This window comes from Herbaspirillum sp. SJZ107, from assembly GCF_006715485.1.
Taxonomy (GTDB): Bacteria; Pseudomonadota; Gammaproteobacteria; order Burkholderiales; family Burkholderiaceae_D; genus Telluria.
Window position 1 is genome coordinate 517,902 of the sequence record NZ_VFNH01000001.1, and the last position, 19,529, is coordinate 537,430.

Genomic DNA, 19,529 nt, shown 5'->3' on the forward strand with positions numbered 1-19,529 from the left:
AGCACATTCGATGTGCATTAGTCCGGATGGGCTAATGCGTGGTCATGATGTTGTCAATTAACGCATTTAATATCCGTACTGTAAGTTCCTTACTGACAACCTCAACAAAACCTGACCCTGACCAGGACCCTTCCATGACTCCTCGTGCATCACATTCCGTTCCCGTACGCATGACCGTACTGGCCGCCCTGCTGGCCGGCCTGTCGGCATCGGCGCTGGCCGCGCCCGGCGACGTCGTCATCAGCCAGGTGTACGGCGGCGGCGGCAATTCCGGCGCGACCCTCAAGAACGATTACATCGAGCTGTTCAACCGCAGCAGTGCCGCGGTCGACCTCAGCACCTGGAGCGTGCAGTACGCATCCAGCACCGGCAACAGCTGGGCGCTCACCCGGCTGACCGGCACGATCCAGCCAGGCCAGTATTACCTGGTGCAGGAAGCTGCCGGCAATGCCGGCAGCCAGAACCTGCCGCAGCCGGATGCGACCGGTACCCTGGCAATGGCGGGTGGCGCCGGCAAGGTGGCCCTGGTCAGCAGCCAGACGGCCCTGAGCGGCACCAACCCGACCTCGGCCACCCTGCAGGATGTGGTGGGTTATGGCAGCGGCACCAATTTCTACGAGGGCAGCGGCCCCACCGGCACCCTGAGCGCCACCCTGGCCGCGCTGCGTGCCGACGGCGGCTGCACCGACAGCAACAACAACGCGGCCGATTTCAGCACCGCAAGCCCGAGCCCGCGCAACAGCGCCAGCCCGTACAAGCTGTGCGCCGGTGGCGGCGGCACGCCGGATCCGGTCGCCCAGCCGATCGCCCTGAACTGCCCGACCAGCATCAGCGGCCGCGCCGGCACCGCCTTCTCGGGCGTGCTGCGTGCCAGCGACCCGGACAGCATCGTCAATGCCGCCAGCATCACCGGCGGCGCCCGTGCCGGCATCAGCCTGACCGGCTTCACGGCGGCCGGCGCCGATGGCGGCAGCGCCTCGGCCTCCCTGTCGGTCGACGCCAGCGTTGCCGGCGGCAACTACCCGGTCGCGGTGACCTTCACCAACGACGACGGCCAGTCGGCCAGCTGCACGGTCAACGTGCTGGTCTCGGGCGAGCAGACGATTTCGCAGCTGCAGGGCAGCGGCGCCACCAGCCCGTTCAACAACACCGTACAGACCACCACCGGCGTGATCACCAAGCTGCTCGGCAGCGGTTACTACATCCAGGATCCGGCCGGCGACAACGACCCGACCACCCCGGACGCGATCTATGTCTACACCGGCAGCGCCGCCGCCCCCGGCAAGGTCGGCGACCTGGTGCGCGTGACCGGTACCGTGACCGAATACACCCCGACCGGCGCCCCGCGTTCCTACACCGAGATCAAGGACATCACAGCCAGCGCCAACCTCGGCACCGGCCAGCCGGTCGGCATTACCAACGTCCGGCTGGGTGCGGAAGACCTGCGCCGCTACGAAGGCATGCTGGTGCGCTTCAGCGGCGCGCTGACCGTGAACGGCAACGGCTTCCTGGGCGACCGCGGCGAGCTGGTGCTGGGCAATGGCCGTCTCGAAACCCCGACCAACCGCTTCCGTCCGGGTCCCGAAGCGAATGCGCTGGCGGCCGCCAACGAACGCAACATGGTGGTGCTGGACGATAACAGCTTCACCACCCCGGCCCACATCCCCTACCTGTTCCAGGACCAGACCGTGCGTGCCGGCGATACCGTCAACGACCTGGTCGGCGTGCTCGACTTCGGCGCGATCGGCGGCGGCGGCGGCTGGTACAAGCTGCAGCCGACCGACACACCGACGTTCAGCCGCACCAACGTGCGTGAAGCGGCCCCGACCGTCGCCGCGGGCAACGTGCGCGTCGCCAGCGCCAACGTGCTGAACTTCTTCACCACCTTCACCAACGGCCGCGACGTCAACGGCGCCAGCGGCCAGGGCTGCAAGATCGGCAACTCGACCTCGGCCGGCAACTGCCGCGGCGCCGACAACATGGACGAGTTCGTGCGCCAGCGCGACAAGATCGTCAACGAACTGAAGGCGATGGACGCCGACGCCGTCGGCCTGATGGAAATCCAGAACAACGGCGACTTCGCGGTGGGCTACCTGGTCAACGCGCTGAACGCGTCGATCGGCAGCACCGTCTACGCCTACGTGCCGCAACCGCCGGCCACCGGCACCGACGCCATCCGCGTGGCGATGATCTACAAGCCGGGCAAGCTGACCCTGGTCGGCGGCGCCATGTCCGACAACGACAGCGTCAACAACCGTCCGCCGATGGCCCAGACCTTCAAGGTCAACAGCAACGGCGCCAAGTTCTCGCTGATCGTCAACCACCTGAAGTCGAAGGGCAGCTGCGGCGGCGGCACCGGCAACACCGACAGCGGCGACGGCCAGGGTTGCTGGAACCTGACCCGCGTGCAGCAGGCCACGCGCCTGGCGCAATACTTCATCCCGGCCGTGGTGGCCGCGAGCGGCGATGCGGACGTGCTGGCAGTGGGCGACTTCAACTCCTACGGCCACGAAGACCCGATCGCCTACCTGACCAGCAATGGCATGGTGAACGAACTGGAACGCTTCGTGCGCCCGAACGGCACCCCGTACTCGTACGTGTTCGACGGCATGAGCGGCTACCTCGACCACGCGCTGGCCAGCACCTCGCTCGACCCGCAGGTGACCGGCGTGACCGAATGGCACAACAACGCGGACGAACCGGAAGCGATCGACTACAACATCGGCGACACCGCCGACGACCCGTACGTCAACAACGCCTTCCGCGCTTCGGACCACGACCCGGTGGTGGTGAGCCTGAACCTGGCCGGTGCCACGACCGATGTGACCTCGAGCGTGAAGATCGTCCAGTCGGGCTTGAAGGGTAACGTCCTGACCGGCAAGGTCAGCGGCACGGTGACCATCACCAATACCACGTCCGCCCCGATCAGCGGCCCGCTGCAACTGCGCCTGGATGGCTTGCCGTCCAGCGTCACGCTCGACAACCGGACCGGCATGCAGAACGGTACGCCGTACATCACGATCAGCACCGGCACGCTCGCGCCGGGCGCCCAGGCCACCGTGACGACGTCGTTCAGCAATCCGACGAAGATCCAGTTCTCGTACACCCCGACCATCATCAGCGGTACCTTTTAAGGAAGTCCATTCATGTTCAAATTCAACTCGATCCTGAGCCGTTCGCTGCTGGCACTGGCGCTGGCTGCCGGCAGCGCAGCTGCCGTCGCCGGACCGACTTACCACGTCGACATCAACACCGCGTCCCAGGCTGGAAACAACGGCGGCCTGCTGCTGTCCTTCCTCGGCCTGGACAACAGCGACGCCGTCGCGACGATCGATCATTGGACCGGCAGCTTCCTGGGCACCGGCATGGCGGTCAACGATGCCTTCGTCAACTACGATGCGGCTTCGCTGACGATCGCCAGCGGCTACAACGCCTACGTGTTCGACGTTGCCTTCGGCGGCCACTTCGGCTTCGACGTCACCTTCGATATCGACGTCGGTCCGGTCGGCAGCAACTTCGGCGTCTCGCTGACGGACGACATGTACGGCTCCATCGCCGACGATATCGTCAGCATTGCATTCCAACAGGACCAGCCAGTGTCGGTTGCGGCCAACGCCAGCTACGCCACCGTGACCCCGGCCGCCGTCGGCGCCGACGTGCCGGAACCGGCCGACTGGGCACTGGTCATGAGCGGCCTGGGCCTGATGGGCTTCGCACTGCGCCGCCGCACTCGCTAAGCCACAGGCTGAGCTTGCTGTAAGGAAACCACCTGTCCGGCGACGGACAGGTGGTTTTTTATCGCTTGTATCCTTTTCACAACTGCCGGTGTTTGCTGCCGCGCATCTCTTGATTCACCTCAAAACCCGCTTCCCTCTAGGCGCTATGCCTATTTGCCATTTATTCGCGGAAGCTCTAAATGCTCCAAACAAATCATATTGTTCAGTTGGTCTTGCATCGTGCATATTAAAATCTGGCAGCTGCAAACATAGATCAATGTTTTAGGATAGCCGTATGTCCGCACACGTCCTCGTGGTCGACCCCGATCCCGCCATCCGCCAGTTGCTGGCGTTGAACCTGACGCGCGCCGGCCACGACGCCGCCAGTTGCCTCGATGCCGAATCGGCGCTGGTCTCGATCGACGAGCATCCGCCCGAAATGCTGCTGCTGGAATGGGACTTGCCAGGCCAGTCCGGCCAGGCGCTGATCCGGCGCCTGCGCGCCGGCGCCGCCACGCGCGAGCTGCCGATCATCATGCTGTCGGCGCGCGCCGGCGAGCACGACAAGATCCTGGCGCTGGAATCCGGCGCCGACGACTATCTCACCAAACCCTTCAATCCGCGCGAATTGTTGGCGAGGATTGGTGCCGTGTTACGGCGGCGGTCTCCGCCGACGCAACACGGCGCCGATGCGCTTCTTCAACCTCATGTGGTGCAGATGGCCGGCCTGCGCCTCGACCCCGGCACCCAGCGCGTGATGGCGGGGGCGCGCCAGGTGGCCCTGGGGCCGGTCGAGTTCCGCCTGCTGAATTTCCTGATGCATCACCCGGAGCGCGTGCATTCGCGTTCGCAGCTGCTCGACCAGGTATGGGGCCGCCATGCGGTGCTCGACGAGCGCACCGTCGACACCCACGTCGGACGGCTGCGCAATGCGCTGCAGCCGAGCGGCCACCAGCAGCGCATCGAAACCGTGCGCGGCAGCGGCTACCGCTTCGTTGCCTGGCGCGCCCAGGATGCCTTCGGCTGGGACAGCGCCGCCTGAGCACCCTGCACCGATCAATGGAACCGGTCGTCATCCTCAGCCGCCTGGAGCAGGAGTACCTGCTGCGCGCGATCGAAGCCGGGGTGCGCGTGGCCAGTCTGCATCAATTATTCCTGTGGACGCAGGGCCAGCTGCAGGCATTGCTGCCGCACGCCGTGCTGGCCTGCATGCAATTCGCGCCGGGCGGCGCGCTGCTGGGCATCGACTGCCTGCATGGCACGGTGCTGGCGCCCGCCGCCCTGGCCGCGCTGGGCGGCCGCCGCGACGGGCTGGCACTGCGCATCGCGCGCCATTGCATGGGGAGCGGCCGCCTGCCGGCACTGTTCGATGGCGGCGACAGGGAGGAAGAGGGCGCGCAGGTGCTGGAAGGCTTCCGCGCCGAACTGGGGGCGCTCGGCTTCGACAGCGTGCTGGCCCACGGCACCGGCCAGACCGCGGCCGGCGCCAGCGTGTTCGTCCTGTTCGGCCTGCCGATGCGGCCGAGCGCGCGCCACGCCTACTTCCTGGAATTGCTGGTGCCGCATTTGCACCTGGCGCTGGCACGGCTGCCGCCCCATGGCGGTTCGGCGGCGGCGCCGGCGCGCAGCCTGAGTGCGCGCGAGACCGAGATCGTCGGCTGGCTGCGCGAAGGAAAGAGCAACGACGAGATGGGACAGATCCTGGGCATCAGCGGGCTGACCGTCAAGAACCACCTGCAGCGCATCTACCGCGCGCTCGGGGTCAGCAACCGCGCCCATGCGCTCGCCCGCTGCATGGAATTGCGACTGCTGGAAGGATAAGGGCTTCCAGCAGGCGGCAGAATCAGGACTGCGAGACGTCGGCAGCGGCGCGCTGCATGGCGGCATAGCGCCAGGCTTCGGCATTGGCGTCGATGATGCGCGGGCCGTTGCAGCCGTCGGCGGCGCAGTCCGGCTGGGGCATGGTGGCCGACGCGGTCGGCACGGCGGTGCTGCCGGCGGCGGCCGAACCGGTGGCGGCGCCGGTGCTGCCGCTGCCTGCTGCAGCGGACACGTGGACGCTGGTGGTGGCAGAGCCGGTCTGGATCGAGGCGGCGCTCTGGGTCGGCAGCTCATCCTGCGGACCGCCGCAGGCAGCGAGGAGGGCGGCGAGGGAGAGGGCGGACAAGGTGCGGAGAGTCAGGAATTTCATGATGGCTGGCAATAGCTGCGATATGGATGAGCTATTGTAGCCACACTCTTTTTCCGTGCGTCAACTTTTTAACTTAACTTTGTGTAAATCGTCTCCTCACGTTTAACAATTCATGCTAGATGCACGAAGTTAAAAGATGATCTGAGGAAATATCCCTATAGAAATAAAACCTTCCGGAACGTCAACGTAGCGTCCATGCGACGTTCGGTTACGCATGCATACAGGCCAACGCACGCTTGACGTTCGTCATGACGGCACGGATGATCTAACCATGAAAAAACTTGTCCTCTTATTACTAGCCGCCTGCGCCGCCAGCGGCTGCGGCGCCCAGTCCGGGAACCAGAAGGTTCCCGTGGCGGTTGCCGCAACCAAGGCCCCACCCGATTCCAACCTGGCCGCGCCGGGCGAGATGCTGACCCGCATCCGCACCCTGGTCGGCTCGCCGACCTGCAGCAGCGACGCCCAATGCCACACGATGCCGCTGGGTGCCAAGTCCTGCGGCGGTCCGGAAGGGTATATCGCCTGGTCGTCGGCCAAGACTCAGGAAGCCGAGCTGCGCGCCCTCGGCGACAGCTACAAGGAACAGCAGCGCGCCGCGAATGCCGCCTCCGGCATGATGTCGACCTGTAACTTCGTGCCCGACCCGGGCGCGATCTGCAAGACCGGCATCTGCCAGCTCGGCAGCGGCGCCGCCGCCCAGGCACGCTGAGCCGGCCGCGTGTTCAGCGCGCCGCCGACTTGATCGCCGTGCTGGTCTGCACCACCGGCAGCAGCACCGCGCTGGCGCCGGCGGTGCCGCGCTGGATCGCCACGGTCGCCTTGCGGTAATCGGCGGGCTTGGCGAAGAAGATGTTGTCGACGTAGCTCTGCGGGTTGCGGTCGTACAGCGGGAACAGGCTCGACTGGATCTGCACCATGATGCGGTGGCCCGGCTTGAACACGTAGTTCATGGTCGGCAGGCGGAACTTGTATTCCTGGACTTCGCCGGCCGGGATCGGCGTCGGGTGCTCGAAGCTCTGGCGGTAGCGGCCGCGGAAGATGTCCATGCTCACCGGCAGCTGGTAGCCGCCCATTTCCGGCTGCTCGGCCACGGTCGCCGGGTAGACGTCGATGATCTTGACCACGAAGTCGCCGTCGGTGCCGCTGGTCTTGGCGAAGATGTCGGCGAAGGGCGCACCCTGCACGGTGACCGGGCTGGTCAGCACCGGGGTCTGCCAGGACAGCACGTCGGTGCGGGTCGACACGAAACGCTGGTCCTGCAGCAGCCAGCTGACCCAGCGGCTGCGCTCGCTGAACGACATCGGCGGCGCCAGGAAGGGCACCGGCTTGGCCGGGTCGGACACGTAGCTGTCCTCGCCCGCGGCCGCCGGCTGGAAGGCCAGGCCGTTGTCGGCCTGCAGGTAGAGCGGCGTCAGCGCCTTGGTAGCCGGCCAGTCGGCGAACTTGTCCCAGCGGTTGTCGGACGCGTTATAGATCATCACCGGCGCCAGCGGCTCGGCCGGAGCGCGGTCTTTCAGGTAGGTGTTGAAGAACGGGATCAGCACGTCGCGGCGGAAGTCGGCCGCGGTGTCGCCCTTCCACTTGAGCGGCCCCAGGGTCTCGGCCTTGCCGTTGACCTGGCTGTGCGCCCACGGCCCCATCACCAGGTGGTTGTTCGACATGCCCTTGGCGCGCAGCGCTTCCCAAGTGACGACGGCGCCGTACATGTCTTCCTGGTCCCACAGGCCCTGCAGCCACATGGTCGGCACGCTCGACGGCTTCGCGGCGACGAATTTATCCAGGGCCTGGCCCTGCCAGAAGGCGTCGTAGGCGGGGTGGCTCGACAGGCGGTTCCAGAAGCCGAGCTGCTTGAAGCCGTTGCGTTCGGCCCAGTTGCCGGCCGAACCGGCATCGAGGAAGGCCTGGTAGTCGTCGGCGCCGGTGCGCGCCACGTTCTCGCCCTTGCCGGTCTTGGTGGTCTGGCCGGTGAAGTAATCGAGGTTGACCTGGCGGAAGGCGCCGTAGTGGAACCAGTCGTCGCCCATCCAGCCGTCGATCATCGGACTCTCCGGCGCCGCCACCTTCAGTGCCGGGTGCGGGCCGAGCAGGGCCATCGTCACGGTCCAGCCGTCGTAGGACGAGCCGATCATGCCGACCTTGCCGTTGCCCTGCTTGACGTTCTTGACCAGCCAGTCGACCGTGTCCCAGGCATCGGTGGTGTCGTCGGTCTTGCTCGGATTGAGCGGGCCGACCGGGGGACGCGTCATCACGTAGTCGCCCTTGGAGCCGTATTTGCCGCGGATGTCCTGGTAGACCAGGATGTAGCCGTCGTCGACCCACTCGCGGTTGGCGGTCCACACCGCGTCGCGCAGGTGCGGCACGCTTTCCTTGCTGAAGCCGCCCGCATCGTAGGGCGTACGCTCGAGCAGCAGCGGCAGGTTGTGGGCGCCTTTCGGGATCAGGATCACGGTGTGCAGCTTGACGCCGTCGCGCATCGGGATCATGACTTCCTGGCGCGTGTAGTCGTAGTCGGCATCGGGGCGCTGCCATTTGGCCGGGATGTCGCTGCCGGTCTGGACCAGCGTGGCGTCGCGGGTGGATTGCGCCTGGGAGGGCGGGGCGGTGAGGGCGTAGGAGGCGGCAAGGACGGAGGTGGCGAAGGCGAGGGCGGTACGGCGTGACATCGACGGTTTCCTTATTCAGAACGAACGGCATGGGCGGGGGCCAGGTCGGCTGAGCAAGTATAACCAGATGGGATAGCGGAAAGCCATGCATAATGGCCGTCATGACGCCCACTTTTTTCGCTGATGCCCAGGCCTTCCGCGCCTGGCTCGACCAGCACGCCGCCAGCGCGACCGAGCTGCTGGTCGGCTTCCACAAGGTCGGCTCGGGCCAGCCATGCATGACCTGGTCCGAATCGGTCGACGAAGCCCTGTGTGTCGGCTGGATCGACGGGCGCCGCAAGCGCATCGACGACGACAGCTACGCGATCCGTTTCACGCCGCGCAAGGCATCCTCGATCTGGAGCGTGGTGAATATCGCCAAGATGGACAGGCTGCGCGCCGAGGGCAGAATGACGGCGGCGGGCGAAGCCGCGTTTGCGCTGCGCCTGGAGGCGAAGTCGGGCATCTATGCGCACGAGCGCAGCGATGTGCCCGAGCTGAGCGACGCGGAGCGCGCGCGCTTCCAGCGCGATGCGGCGGCCTGGGCCTACTTCGAGGCGGCGCCGCCCGGCTACCGGAAGGTCGTGCTGCACTGGATTACGGAGGCAAAGCGGGAAGAGACGCGCAGCAAGCGGCTGGCGCAGCTGATGCAGGCTTGTGCAGAGGGCAAGCGGCTGGCTTGACGGACCGCGAAGCCACCCGAACGAGCCTCAAAGCATCCAGCGCACGGCTTCGCGCCTGACGATGTCCTCGAGCGCGCGGGTCGCCGCGCTCTGGTAGGCGCTTTTGCGCCGCAACAGCATGACCGTGCGCGGCGGCGGTGGCGACGCCAGCGACAGGTTGCGCAGGCCGGGCGCCTGTCCTGCGATTGCCTCCGGCAGTATCGTCAACAGATTGCTGTGCCGGACGATTTCAACCAGGGCACTGATCGTATTCACTTCCACCGCCACCTTCGGTGCCACCTGGGACGCCTGCAGATAATTGTCGATGTGGACGCGGGTGACGAAATTCCTGCTGAGCAGGGCCAGCTCGCCCTCCGCGAGCGAGCGGACGTCGAGCACATCCCGCCCGGCCCACGGATGATGGTCCGCAACGACGACACGCAGGCTTTCCGTGAACAGCGGCAGGCTCTCGATATCCGCGCAACGCGCCAGTTCGAACGCGATACCGAGGTCCACTTCATCGGCTTCGATCGCGGCGGCAATCGTGTCCATCGACATTTCCAGCACATTGACCTTGATGGCCGGGAAGCGGGCGTGGAAAGCGGCCACCAAGGGCCCGATCAGATAAGCGGTAAAGGTCGGCGTCATCGCCAGCCGCACGGCGCCGCGTGACAGGTCGCCCACGTCGTGGATCGCGCGCCGGCCCGATTCCAGTTCGAACAGCGCGCGCCGCGCATGGGCGATATAGGCTTGCCCGGCCTCGGTCACCTTGACCGTGCGTCCGCTGCGGTCGAGCAGGACCGCATCCAGACGGTCTTCCATCTGCAGGATCTGCTGCGAAAGGGCGGGCTGGGACACATGCAGCGCTTCCGCCGCGCGCGTGAAATTGCCGTGCTCGGCGACTGCGATGAGATATTTTAGTGCACGCAGCTCCATAATTTAGTGCACGCAGCTCCAAAAATTGGCATTAGTTTTTCTTATCAACACCATTCTAAGCAGGTATTGGACCGCTCGATAAAAAGCCACGATGATGATTTCCATTGCAGGGTATTAAGCAATTTACTGGCCAGGCAATTCGCCCGGATTGCCGACCCATCGCACCCCGTCGATGCAATCGACCCTCCAGCCCATCCAATAAAGGAAATCATCATGCTGCAATCGGACGTCACCCAAGATGCGCGCACGGCGCTTACCGCACGTGTCATCACCAGCAAGGCGCTGAAAGACCTGAGCTGGGCCGCCCTCGCCGAAGGCACCGGCCTGCATGTCGCCTACGTCACGGCGGCCCTGCTCGGCCAGCATGCCCTGCCGGCCGCCGCCGCCGCCATCGTGGCCGAGCGCCTGGAGCTGAGCGCCGCCGACGCCAAGCAGCTGCAGTCGGTGCCGATGCGCGGCAGCATCCCGGGCGGCGTGCCGACCGACCCGACGATCTACCGCTTCTACGAGATGGTGCAGGTGTATGGCACGACGCTGAAAGCGCTGGTCCACGAGCAGTTCGGCGACGGCATCATCAGTGCGATCAACTTCCGCTGCGACATACAAAAGGTAGCGGATCCCGAGGGCGGCGAGCGTGCCGTCATCACGCTGGACGGCAAATTCCTCCCCTATAAGCCGTTCTGAGCGCGCCGGCCCGGCAGGCATTCTTCTTGCTGAGATTCAAACTACATAACGTCAACAGGCCCGCGGGCCGCGAAAGGTGAAGCTGCATGGCATATCTGGTTCCTTCGGAATTCGTCACCAAGATGGTGGACGCGGGCGAGTCGAAAATCTACATGGCGACGCGCGATGCGCTGATCCGCGCCTACATGGCGGGCGCCATCCTGGCCCTGGCTGCCGTGTTCGCAGTGAGCGTGTCGGTGGCGACGGGCGTGCCGCTGATCGGCGCACTCCTGTTCCCGGTCGGCTTCTGCATGCTGTACCTGATGGGCTTCGACCTGCTGACCGGCGTCTTCGTGCTGACGCCGCTGGCATTGATCGACAGGCGTCCCGGCGTCACCGTCGGCCGCGTGTTGCGGCATTGGGGCGTCGTCTTCATCGGCAACTTCCTCGGCGCGCTGACGGTGGCCTGCCTGATGGCCTACATGTTCACCTTCGGCTTCAACACGGATGGTGGCAAGATCGCCCAGACCGTCGCCCAGATCGGCGAGAAGCGCACCGTCGGCTACGCCGCCTACGGCGCGGCCGGCATGCTGACCCTGTTCATCCGCGGCATGCTGTGCAACTGGATGGTGTCGATGGGCGTGGTCGGCGCGATGATCTCCACCACCGTCGGCGGCAAGGTCGTGGCGATGTGGATGCCGATCATGCTGTTCTTCTTCATGGCCTTCGAGCACTCGGTGGTGAACATGTTCCTGTTCCCGTTCGGCCTGATGATGGGCGGTCACTTCACGATCATGGATTACCTGATCTGGAACGAACTCCCGACCGTGCTGGGCAACCTGGTGGGCGGCCTCGCCTTCACCGGCCTGACGCTGTACTCCACCCACGTTCGGACGGCGGCCAAGCGCTCGTTCTCCTGATCGTTCGCGGATGTCTTCCGGTCCGCATCTCTCGATCGGCCAGCATAGCGAGCGCGGCCGCAAGGCGGTCAACCAGGACTTTCACGGCAGCTGCATGCCGCAGGGCCGGCAGCTGGCCGTGAAGGGCGTCGCGCTGGCCGTTGCCGACGGCATCAGCAGCAGCGACGTCAGCCAGGTCGCCAGCGAAACGGCCGTCGCTTCCTTCCTCGAGGATTACTACTGCACCTCGGATGCGTGGTCGGTGAAGACCTCGGCGGAACGCGTGCTGGCGGCCACTAATGCCTGGCTGTATTCGCAGACCCGGCAAAGCCAGGGCCGCTACGACAAGGACCGCGGCTACGTGTGCACGCTGGCGGCGCTGGTCATCAAGTCGAACACCGCCTACCTGTTCCACGTCGGCGACACCCGCATCTACCGGGTGCAGCGCGACCGCCTGGAACAGCTGACCACCGACCACCGCGTCTCGGTCGCGCCCGGGCAGAGCTACCTGGCGCGTGCGCTCGGCGTGGATGCCCACCTGGAGATCGACCACCGCAGCGAGCCGCTCGAGCCGGGCGACCTGTTCATGCTGGCCAGCGACGGCGTCTACGAGCATGTCGATGCGGCCGACGTGCAGCGTGCGCTGGCGGAAGGCGCCGACCTGGACGACGCGGCGCGCCTGCTGGTGGCGCGCGCGCTGGACAACGGCAGCGGCGACAACCTGACGGTGCAGCTGGTCCGCATCGACCGCCTGCAGGACCATGGCGCCGACGAGCTGCTGCGCAAGATGGCGGCCTTGCCCTTTCCGCCGCAGTTCGCGCCGCGTGCCCAGTTCGACGGCTTGCGCATCCTGCGCACGCTGCACGGCAGCAGCCGCAGCCACATCTACCTGGCGCTGGATATCGACAGCGGACAAAGCGTGGTCGTCAAGGCACCGTCGATCGACCTGCAGGACGATCCGGTCTACGTCGAACGCTTTTTAATGGAAGAGTGGATCGCGCGCCGCATCGACAGCCCGCACGTCGTCAAGCCGCTGCTGCAGGAGCGCCCGCGCAGCAGCATGTACCTGGTCACCGAATACATCGACGGCACCACGCTGGCGCAGCAGCTGCGCGACCGCGGCCGTCCGGGCCTGGATGCGGTGCGCCGCATCGTCGACCAGGTGGCGAAAGGCTTGCGCGCCTTCCACCGGCTAGAGATGCTGCACCAGGACATCCGTCCCGAGAACATCATGGTCGACGCCACCGGCACCGTGAAGCTGATCGACTTCGGCTCGGCCAGCGTGGCCGGCGTGCGCGAGATGGCGACCGCGCCACCCGCCGCCACGCTGGCCGGCGCCGCGCTGTATGCGGCGCCTGAATACTTCCTGGGCGAGCCGGGCACGGTGCAGTCGGATGTGTTCTCGCTGGGCGTGCTGACCTACCATCTGCTGACCGGCCACCTGCCTTACGACGTGCGCATCCCGCAAGCGAAGAGCAGGGCGGCGCAGCGCAAGCTGGCGTACACGCCGGCGCGCGACCACGATCCCGCGATTCCCGCCTGGGTCGACGAAGCCTTGCGCAAGGCCGTGCGCATCGATCCGTACGCGCGCTACCGGGATGCCGCCGAATTCGTGTTCGACCTGCACTACCCGAACCGCGCCTTCCAGCAGCGCAGCCGCCCGCCGCTGATCGAGCGCAGCCCTGTCGCCTTCTGGAAAAGCGTGGCGTTCGTGCTGTTGGTCCTGCTGGTGCTCGACCTCGCGCTGCGGCGTTGACGGCGGCCGGGCTTGTGTCTACGCCAAAGTGCGGTTCTGCGAAATCGACCGGTTGAATTCGAGCCAGTCCCTGCCCAGCTCGGTGACCTTGTAGTCGTTGCCGATGCGCTGCAAGAACAGATTCGACTCCAGCCAGATCCGGATGTCGGCGCTCATCGGAATCGCGTCCAGGCCGCATTGAATGCTGTTGAGCGCGCGTACGCAGGCAAAATGCTTGAGTGCCTGCCGGCCTTTGGCGGTGATGACCGGCTTGCCGTCGTCGTCCAGCCGGATCATGGCAAAGCGCTGCAATTCGGCGGGGCATTCGGCGATCGTCATCCGGTGCATGCCGGTGTCCGCTTCGAAGCGGAGGCGGTGCAGGACGGCCATGCCGGCGGCGTCCAGGGTGACGGCCTCATCGTCGTCGACTGCCGGCGTTTCAGGCCGATCCACGGAGGCGGACGGGCTTTCGTCGCTGCGCCGCCGCTGGGCGCGGCGGTCTTCGGGGATGGCCAGCACGCGCTCGATCAGTTCTTCATCGAGCCCATTGCGCATGAGCAGATTCTTCGCCGCCGCGTTTCCAAAGCCACGCCGCATCGCGAACATGGTGCGCAGGATTTTTGCGGTGACGCCATCAGTACGTCGGTCTCCCAAGCGTCGATCCGGGTGAGTAGCGAGGGTCATAATGGTCGAATGGCATGTCAACCCACGAATCATAACAAAAAATCATCGAACCCGGGCCATCCGCCTTGCGCTTACAATGGGGCGGAGTGAACCCATGGACGCGCGATGCAAACAATCGAAATCGAGCAGCTGACCGGCCTGGCCCAGGCCTCCGCGGCGGTGACCGCAGCCTGCCACTGCAACGGGGAATCCCTCGCGGCCTGGCGCGCAATACCGATGAGTCTCCGCCAGGACCGCCTGGAAGAGGTGGGATTCCTGTTCGACGACCCCTACGACGAGCCGACCTTCGCCGAATACCACCCGGCCGGCACCCATTACGACAGCGACACCGCCCCGATCGCACCGCGTTTCTACCCCTACAACCGCTGCGCCGTGGTGCGCTGCCTGGATTGTGGCCGCTGTTACCTGCGCTATAACGAGGCCGGCGGTTACTTCACGGAGCTGCGCATCCGCGCCTTGCAGCCCGAACTGATCGTGGATGCCGCGCCGAAGTAAGCGCGGCCATAAAAAAAACCGCGACCCCTGAGGGCCGCGGTTCCGGCGAGCGGGGCTTTCGCCCCGCATCCATTACGCTACACCGCCAATCAAATACCGGCGTCGCGCACGGCACCTTTCAGCACCGGCTCGCCCAGCGGGATCGGATTGTTGGTCTCGACCTGCAGGGTGGTGACGGTGGCCGGGGCGCCGTTGGCGTCCAGCAGCTGGATCGCGCCGAGGTAGCGCTTGCCGGCGGCCAGGCCGGACCAGCTGGCGTTGACGGTCGCGGTGCTGCCCGAGTAGACCTTGGCCGGGGCCAGCACCTTGAGGTTGCCGCCCTTGTCGGCGGAGCTCACCACGGCCGACGACAGCGTGAAGTCGGTCGAGCGGCCATCCGCGGCCGAGTAGCCCACCACGCACAGCTGGTAGGTACCGGAGGCCGGCGAATTCACGGCGATGAACTCGTTGGCGCCGCCGTTGCCGGAGTAGGCCACCAGCGTACCGGTCGGGCTCAGCAGGGCCATGTCGAGGTCGTGGCCGCCGCCGCCCGCGGTGTCGCGGTCGAACAGTTCGAACTGGGCACGCAGGGCGCCGCTCGGGACCGTCACCGGCACCACGCGGACGCCGCTGCCGCCGGCCTTGCAGGCCGCCGCCACCATGGTCGAGTTCTCCACAGTGCCGGTCGGGGCCTGGGCCACGTTCAGGGCGGTGCGGGTGATTTCCTTGAGGCCGCCGTTGACGCTCTTCAGTGCGCCGTTGAAGCCGGTGGTCACCGACATCGACTTGCTGGCGCCGGTCTTGTCGCTCTTGATGATGTCAGGCGCGATCAGCGCCACGCCGGAGCGCGCCACGATCGGGCTGCGCACCACGTGGCTGCCGTCGGTCCAGGTCAGCGCGCCGTACTGCCACACGTTGTTGGCGGCGTTGGTGCGGGTCAGCGTCACGGTGAACGACTTGGTCTCGCCCGGCGCGATGCTCAGGGTGGCCGGGCTGACGACGGCGCTGAAGCCGTTCATCGCAGTGGTCGCACGGTAGGTCGCCGCTTCGCTGCCGACGTTGGTCACCGAACGGGTCACCTGCACGGTGCCGAGCACGTTGCCGACGGCGATCGACGGCAGGTTCAGGTTGTAGCCGGCGATCTGGCCGGTGGCGCACTCGGTGGCCACGCCGGCGCCGCACATGTATTTCTTGTAGTCGGCTTCGGTGGCGTTGTAGACCAGGCCCGGGTCGCTGGCGCCGTTCGGGTTGATGTGACCGGCGCCCTGGCCGAACGGCAGGATGCCGCGGGTGTCGCCGCTGGCGATGGCGTCCGGGTAGGTGTCGGTGCCGGTGGTCATCAGCGCCGACTTGATCATGGCCGGGGTCCAGGTCGGGTGCTCCTGGTGCAGCAGGGCGGCGACGCCGGCCACATGCGGGGCGGCCATCGAGGTGCCCTGGTAGGAGGCCCAGGCGTTGGTCGCCGGCAGGGTACCGTTGACGACGTCGGCGCGCTGGGCGGCGGTCAGTTCCGGCGTCACCGCGGCGATCACGTCCACGCCCGGTGCGGCCAGGTCCGGCTTGAGCACGTTGCCGTCGTAGCGGTTCGGGCCGCGCGACGAGAACGAAGCCACCACCGGCGCCTTGACGCTGGAGATGCCGATGACGAACTTGGTCATTTCGGCGCTGGCGTTCTGGGCCTGGGCATAGGCCTTGATGGCGGCGCCATCGGCGGCATTCACGTGCACGGTCGGCACCGAGTGCACCTCGGCCACCAGGCCGGCGCCGTTGTCGATCTCGACCATGCCGACGCCGCCGGCTTCGTACACGGCCAGGCTCTTGTCGACGCGGGCGTTGGTGCCGCGGGTGCAGGTGACGATCTTGCCTTTCACCTTGGCCGGATCCAGCACCGGCACGCCGCCGTTGCTGGCCGCGCTGTAGCACAGCGACACCAGGCTGGCGTTGGCGCCGCTGGCGGCGGCCTGTTCGGCGGTGATCATCGGGGCGCTCGGCAGCGGCGCGGTGTTCATCGAGGCGCCGGTGTATTTCTTGCCGTTGCCGAGGACGACGTCGGCCTGCAGTTCGCGGTTGTGGGTCGATGCCGCCACCGTTGCCTGCCACGGGCTGATGTGGGCCACAGTGTTGGCCGGGCCGTCATTGCCGGCCGAGGCCGAGACGAATACGCCGGCATTCGAGGCGTGCAGGAAGGCCTGCTCGACCGGGTCGGTGATCGAGGTGCCGCCGCTGATCGAGAAGTTGATCACGTTGACGCCGTCGACCACCGCTTTTTCGATCGCCGCCACGCTGTCGCCGGTGAAGCAGCTGTTCTTGCCGCCGGTGGCGTCGGTGGCGTCGTTGAAGGTCCAGCACACCTTGTACATGGCGATGCGCGCGCGCGGGGCCATGCCGGTGACCGGGCCCAGGTCGATGCCGCTGACGATGGCGTTCGGACCGGCGTTGCCGCCGGCGGTGCTCGAGGTGTGGGTGCCGTGGCCGCCGTGGCCGACGTTGCCGCCGATCGAATCGCGTGGCGAGCGGAACTCGGTCCAGTGGGTGGTGTACTGGGACAGGCTGCGGTAGGTGGCGTCGAAGTATTGGGCGCCGATCAGCTTGTTGTTGCAGTTGCCGACGGTGAAGCCTTCGCCGGTCTGGCAGTAACCCTTCCAGTTGGCGGGCGGCGCATCGTAGGCCAGGGTGCCGCTGTTGTCGAAGGTCGGCTTGCCGTTGGCGTCGACGCGGTCGGCATAGGCCGGGTTTTCCGGCCACACGCCGCCGTCGACGATACCGATGATGACGTTTTCGCCGGCCTTGCTCTTGCCGCCGAGCTTGGTCCACAGGCCGTCCGGCTTGTCCAGGCCCAGGAACGACGAGGTGTAGGTGGTGACCATCTGGCGCGGGGTGTCCGGCACCACCTGGGCGACGTCGCTGCGGGCCTGCAGGGCGCGCACTTCGTCGTCGGTCAGCATGGCGGCGAAGCCGTTCAGCACCACGCTGTAGTTGTAGGTGACCGGCGCGTTGGCGACGGTGGCGCGCACCACGGCCTGCTTCTGGCCCAGGTAGTCGCTGTACAGGTGGACTTCGGAGGCGTCGATGTCGAGGCGGTTGCCCGCTTGCGGCTGGGTGGCCGGCAGGCCGTTGATGCTGCCGTCATAGGAGGCGACCGGCTTGTCGGTCAGCTGGACGATGTAGGGGCGGCGGGTGTCGTCGGCGTGGGCGCTCAGGGCCAGGCCGGCCAGGCACAGCGCGACGGCTGCGGAAAGTGGACGCAGTTTCATGTTCGGTGTTCTCTCGTTTGTTCTTGTTGTCGAAGCGTCAGGCTTTGCGGCTGCGGCGGCGTGCGCCTGCCAGGCCCATCAGGCCGAGGCCGAGCATGGCCACGGTGCCCGGTTCCGGCACGTCGGCGGCGGCGCCGGCTTCGACCAGGCTGATGTTGTCGATGCCGAACTGGGCGCGGTCGCTGTTGAAGCCGGAGCAGCTGCCCGAGGTGTTGCAGACCAGGCCGAAGGCGAGCACTTCGACGAAGGCGCTGTCGGCAAAGGTACCGGTGGTGTCGAAGTGGCCGAAGTTGAAGCCGCCCGCAGTGGCGCCGTCCAGCGCGAAGTCCTGCAGCAGGTAGCTGCCGTCGGCCAGGAAGCCTTGCAGGCGCAGCAGGGCGGGCACGCTCGGATAGCTGCCCAGCACCGGGCTGCCGCCGATGAAGGCGGCGTCGAAGGACTTGACCGAGAAGGCGGCGACGCTGTTGGACCAGATGTCGATATAGCTGTCGTTCAGGGCGCCGTAATAGGTGCCGGCGTGGCCGACCGGGCAGGCCATGCTGCCGCTGTCGCAGGTGGAATCGTCGCCGTTGATGAACTGGCCGACCAGGGAGCCTTCGCCGCCGCCGGCGACATTGGCGTAGAAACCGATGTTGTAATTCCCTTCCGTCCAGACCTCGGTCCCGCCGACCGCGCCGGCGTAGCCTTCGAAACCGATCACTTCGGCATGGGCCGGGGCTGCCAGGGCGGCGGCGGCGACGAGTGCCGTGCCGAGGACTTGTTTGAATCCACTGCTGTTCCGAATCATTGTTTGCCTTTTGCTTATGGTTGATTTGCGTGCGGCTTGGGGCACGCTGGCTCCCTCGACTGGTTTTACCCAGTTGCAATGAAATATAGCAACGGAAACAATTTCCGTGACAAAAAAATTACACACAAATCTATGTATTTTGCATATGAATTCAGAATTAAATTTGGTTTCCCCTATGAAAAATTCCATGCGTCTAGGGTAGGAAAGTGTTCAATTTCCACCACGAACCATCACTAAAAGATGCGCAAATGCACAAGCTTGGTCATACTGGACGCCAGGCGGCTTGTGTCCGGATCGCCACTGAGGTTGCATATAAAAAAAGAAATTGTCTCAGTGACACACGGCATGGTAGCCTTGCGAATCAAAGCAGGGTTCTTCTAGGAGTTCGGATGTTTTCAGTGCAGGACCGGGGCGCCCGTCGCCCGCATGGCGCAAATGCGAAGCGTGCAGGCTTCACCCTGCTCGAACTGCTCGTGGTGATCGTGATCATCGGCCTGCTTGCGGCCTATGTCGGTCCCAAGTATTTCTCCCAGCTCGGCAAGTCCGAAGTCACCGTCGCCAAAGCCCAGATCGAAGCCTTCGAGAAGTCGCTCGATACCTACCGCCTCGACGTCGGCCGCTACCCGACCACCGAGGAAGGCCTGAACGCACTGATGGCGGCGCCGCCGACGGCGGCCGCCAAGTGGAACGGTCCTTACCTGAAGAAGGGCGTGCCGCTCGACCCCTGGGGCCACGCCTACCAGTACCGTGCGCCCGGCAGCAAGGGCGAATATGAAATTCTTTCGCTCGGCAAGGATGGCCAGCCGGGCGGCAGCGGCGAGGGCGCCGACATCAGCTCGCAGTAAGCGGCGCTTCATCGGCAGCCCGCATCATCCAGCGTCTTTCC

17 protein-coding genes are annotated in these 19,529 nt (G+C 66.0%); 11 read left to right on the forward strand and 6 right to left on the reverse strand.

Going from position 1 to position 19,529, the window contains the following annotated elements; all coding sequences use genetic code 11:
* Positions 1 to 134: 134 nt before the first annotated feature.
* The 4 genes from FBX97_RS02320 to FBX97_RS02335 all read left to right on the forward strand — a co-directional run bounded on the left by FBX97_RS02320 (position 135) and on the right by FBX97_RS02335 (position 5,537).
* On the forward strand, positions 135 to 3,134 hold the full coding sequence (locus FBX97_RS02320; RefSeq protein WP_141828635.1) for an ExeM/NucH family extracellular endonuclease: 3,000 nt from the start codon (positions 135 to 137) through the stop codon (positions 3,132 to 3,134).
* 12 nt (positions 3,135 to 3,146) lie between these two features.
* Positions 3,147 to 3,737: an NF038129 family PEP-CTERM protein gene (locus tag FBX97_RS02325; RefSeq protein ID WP_141828636.1), complete on the forward strand. Its 591-nt coding sequence runs from the start codon at positions 3,147 to 3,149 to the stop codon at positions 3,735 to 3,737.
* A 274-nt stretch (positions 3,738 to 4,011) separates the two neighbouring features.
* On the forward strand, positions 4,012 to 4,758 hold the full coding sequence (locus FBX97_RS02330; RefSeq protein ID WP_141828637.1) for a winged helix-turn-helix domain-containing protein: 747 nt from the start codon (positions 4,012 to 4,014) through the stop codon (positions 4,756 to 4,758).
* 17 nt (positions 4,759 to 4,775) lie between these two features.
* Positions 4,776 to 5,537 carry a LuxR C-terminal-related transcriptional regulator gene (locus tag FBX97_RS02335; protein ID WP_141828638.1) on the forward strand — a complete coding sequence of 254 codons (762 nt, stop codon included), beginning with the start codon at positions 4,776 to 4,778 and terminating at the stop codon, positions 5,535 to 5,537.
* A gap of 22 nt (positions 5,538 to 5,559) precedes the next feature.
* On the opposite strand, the gene FBX97_RS02340 is transcribed toward FBX97_RS02335, so the two are convergent.
* Entirely contained in the window at positions 5,560 to 5,907 is a 348-nt protein-coding gene (locus tag FBX97_RS02340) for a hypothetical protein (RefSeq protein WP_141828639.1), read from the reverse strand.
* A 271-nt stretch (positions 5,908 to 6,178) separates the two neighbouring features.
* On the opposite strand from FBX97_RS02340, the gene FBX97_RS02345 reads away from it, so the two are divergent.
* Positions 6,179 to 6,616 carry a hypothetical protein gene (locus tag FBX97_RS02345; protein WP_141828640.1) on the forward strand — a complete coding sequence of 146 codons (438 nt, stop codon included), beginning with the start codon at positions 6,179 to 6,181 and terminating at the stop codon, positions 6,614 to 6,616.
* 13 nt (positions 6,617 to 6,629) lie between these two features.
* Here FBX97_RS02345 and FBX97_RS02350 read toward each other — a convergent pair whose 3' ends face one another.
* Positions 6,630 to 8,570, reverse strand: a complete 1,941-nt coding sequence (locus FBX97_RS02350) for a CocE/NonD family hydrolase (RefSeq protein ID WP_141828641.1) — start codon at positions 8,568 to 8,570, stop codon at positions 6,630 to 6,632.
* Positions 8,571 to 8,671: 101 nt separating this feature from the next.
* Here FBX97_RS02350 and FBX97_RS02355 point away from each other — a divergent pair, with 101 nt between their 5' ends.
* Entirely contained in the window at positions 8,672 to 9,232 is a 561-nt protein-coding gene (locus FBX97_RS02355) for a YdeI family protein (RefSeq protein WP_141828642.1), read from the forward strand.
* A 27-nt stretch (positions 9,233 to 9,259) separates the two neighbouring features.
* Here the strand turns inward: FBX97_RS02355 and cynR are convergent, their stop codons facing one another.
* Positions 9,260 to 10,147: a transcriptional regulator CynR gene (gene cynR, locus FBX97_RS02360; RefSeq protein ID WP_141828643.1), complete on the reverse strand. Its 888-nt coding sequence runs from the start codon at positions 10,145 to 10,147 to the stop codon at positions 9,260 to 9,262.
* 213 nt (positions 10,148 to 10,360) lie between these two features.
* Between cynR and cynS the strand changes: the two genes are divergently transcribed.
* The 3 genes from cynS to FBX97_RS02375 all read left to right on the forward strand — a co-directional run bounded on the left by cynS (position 10,361) and on the right by FBX97_RS02375 (position 13,465).
* On the forward strand, positions 10,361 to 10,831 hold the full coding sequence (gene cynS, locus FBX97_RS02365; RefSeq protein WP_141828644.1) for a cyanase: 471 nt from the start codon (positions 10,361 to 10,363) through the stop codon (positions 10,829 to 10,831).
* 86 nt (positions 10,832 to 10,917) lie between these two features.
* Positions 10,918 to 11,730: a formate/nitrite transporter family protein gene (locus FBX97_RS02370; RefSeq protein WP_141828645.1), complete on the forward strand. Its 813-nt coding sequence runs from the start codon at positions 10,918 to 10,920 to the stop codon at positions 11,728 to 11,730.
* 10 nt (positions 11,731 to 11,740) lie between these two features.
* Positions 11,741 to 13,465, forward strand: coding sequence for a bifunctional protein-serine/threonine kinase/phosphatase (locus FBX97_RS02375; protein WP_141828646.1), 1,725 nt, complete (start codon positions 11,741 to 11,743; stop codon positions 13,463 to 13,465).
* A gap of 18 nt (positions 13,466 to 13,483) precedes the next feature.
* Here the strand turns inward: FBX97_RS02375 and FBX97_RS02380 are convergent, their stop codons facing one another.
* Complete coding sequence (locus FBX97_RS02380) at positions 13,484 to 14,098, reverse strand: hypothetical protein (RefSeq protein WP_141828647.1); 615 nt, start codon at positions 14,096 to 14,098, stop codon at positions 13,484 to 13,486.
* Positions 14,099 to 14,233: 135 nt separating this feature from the next.
* On the opposite strand from FBX97_RS02380, the gene FBX97_RS02385 reads away from it, so the two are divergent.
* Positions 14,234 to 14,623, forward strand: a complete 390-nt coding sequence (locus FBX97_RS02385) for a hypothetical protein (RefSeq protein WP_141828648.1) — start codon at positions 14,234 to 14,236, stop codon at positions 14,621 to 14,623.
* Between the two features lie 89 nt (positions 14,624 to 14,712).
* On the opposite strand, the gene FBX97_RS02390 is transcribed toward FBX97_RS02385, so the two are convergent.
* Together FBX97_RS02390 and FBX97_RS02395 are read right to left on the reverse strand one after the other, a co-directional pair.
* A complete protein-coding gene (locus FBX97_RS02390) occupies positions 14,713 to 17,856 on the reverse strand; it encodes a S8 family serine peptidase (protein ID WP_141828649.1) in 3,144 nt (1,047 codons plus the stop codon).
* Between the two features lie 37 nt (positions 17,857 to 17,893).
* On the reverse strand, positions 17,894 to 18,643 hold the full coding sequence (locus FBX97_RS02395) for an NF038120 family PEP-CTERM protein (RefSeq protein WP_185748443.1): 750 nt from the start codon (positions 18,641 to 18,643) through the stop codon (positions 17,894 to 17,896).
* Between the two features lie 389 nt (positions 18,644 to 19,032).
* On the opposite strand from FBX97_RS02395, the gene gspG reads away from it, so the two are divergent.
* Positions 19,033 to 19,488 (forward strand): type II secretion system major pseudopilin GspG, encoded by a 456-nt coding sequence (gene gspG, locus FBX97_RS02400; RefSeq protein WP_141828651.1) that lies wholly within the window; start codon positions 19,033 to 19,035, stop codon positions 19,486 to 19,488.
* Positions 19,489 to 19,529 lie beyond the last annotated feature (41 nt).

What these genes read in the sequence shown, in the direction of transcription:
- FBX97_RS02385 (WP_141828648.1), top strand. Translation starts at nt 14,234, where the DNA reads ATGCAAACAATCGAAATCGAGCAGCTGACCGGCCTGGCCCAGGCCTCC.
- FBX97_RS02330 (WP_141828637.1), top strand. Translation starts at nt 4,012, where the DNA reads ATGTCCGCACACGTCCTCGTGGTCGACCCCGATCCCGCCATCCGCCAG.
- FBX97_RS02345 (WP_141828640.1), top strand. Translation starts at nt 6,179, where the DNA reads ATGAAAAAACTTGTCCTCTTATTACTAGCCGCCTGCGCCGCCAGCGGC.
- cynR (WP_141828643.1), bottom strand. Translation starts at nt 10,147, where the DNA reads ATGGAGCTGCGTGCACTAAAATATCTCATCGCAGTCGCCGAGCACGGC.
- gspG (WP_141828651.1), top strand. Translation starts at nt 19,033, where the DNA reads ATGTTTTCAGTGCAGGACCGGGGCGCCCGTCGCCCGCATGGCGCAAAT.
- FBX97_RS02340 (WP_141828639.1), bottom strand. Translation starts at nt 5,907, where the DNA reads ATGAAATTCCTGACTCTCCGCACCTTGTCCGCCCTCTCCCTCGCCGCC.
- FBX97_RS02335 (WP_141828638.1), top strand. Translation starts at nt 4,776, where the DNA reads ATGGAACCGGTCGTCATCCTCAGCCGCCTGGAGCAGGAGTACCTGCTG.
- FBX97_RS02390 (WP_141828649.1), bottom strand. Translation starts at nt 17,856, where the DNA reads ATGAAACTGCGTCCACTTTCCGCAGCCGTCGCGCTGTGCCTGGCCGGC.
- FBX97_RS02375 (WP_141828646.1), top strand. Translation starts at nt 11,741, where the DNA reads ATGTCTTCCGGTCCGCATCTCTCGATCGGCCAGCATAGCGAGCGCGGC.
- FBX97_RS02320 (WP_141828635.1), top strand. Translation starts at nt 135, where the DNA reads ATGACTCCTCGTGCATCACATTCCGTTCCCGTACGCATGACCGTACTG.
- FBX97_RS02350 (WP_141828641.1), bottom strand. Translation starts at nt 8,570, where the DNA reads ATGTCACGCCGTACCGCCCTCGCCTTCGCCACCTCCGTCCTTGCCGCC.
- FBX97_RS02355 (WP_141828642.1), top strand. Translation starts at nt 8,672, where the DNA reads ATGACGCCCACTTTTTTCGCTGATGCCCAGGCCTTCCGCGCCTGGCTC.
- FBX97_RS02395 (WP_185748443.1), bottom strand. Translation starts at nt 18,643, where the DNA reads ATGATTCGGAACAGCAGTGGATTCAAACAAGTCCTCGGCACGGCACTC.
- FBX97_RS02370 (WP_141828645.1), top strand. Translation starts at nt 10,918, where the DNA reads ATGGCATATCTGGTTCCTTCGGAATTCGTCACCAAGATGGTGGACGCG.
- FBX97_RS02325 (WP_141828636.1), top strand. Translation starts at nt 3,147, where the DNA reads ATGTTCAAATTCAACTCGATCCTGAGCCGTTCGCTGCTGGCACTGGCG.
- cynS (WP_141828644.1), top strand. Translation starts at nt 10,361, where the DNA reads ATGCTGCAATCGGACGTCACCCAAGATGCGCGCACGGCGCTTACCGCA.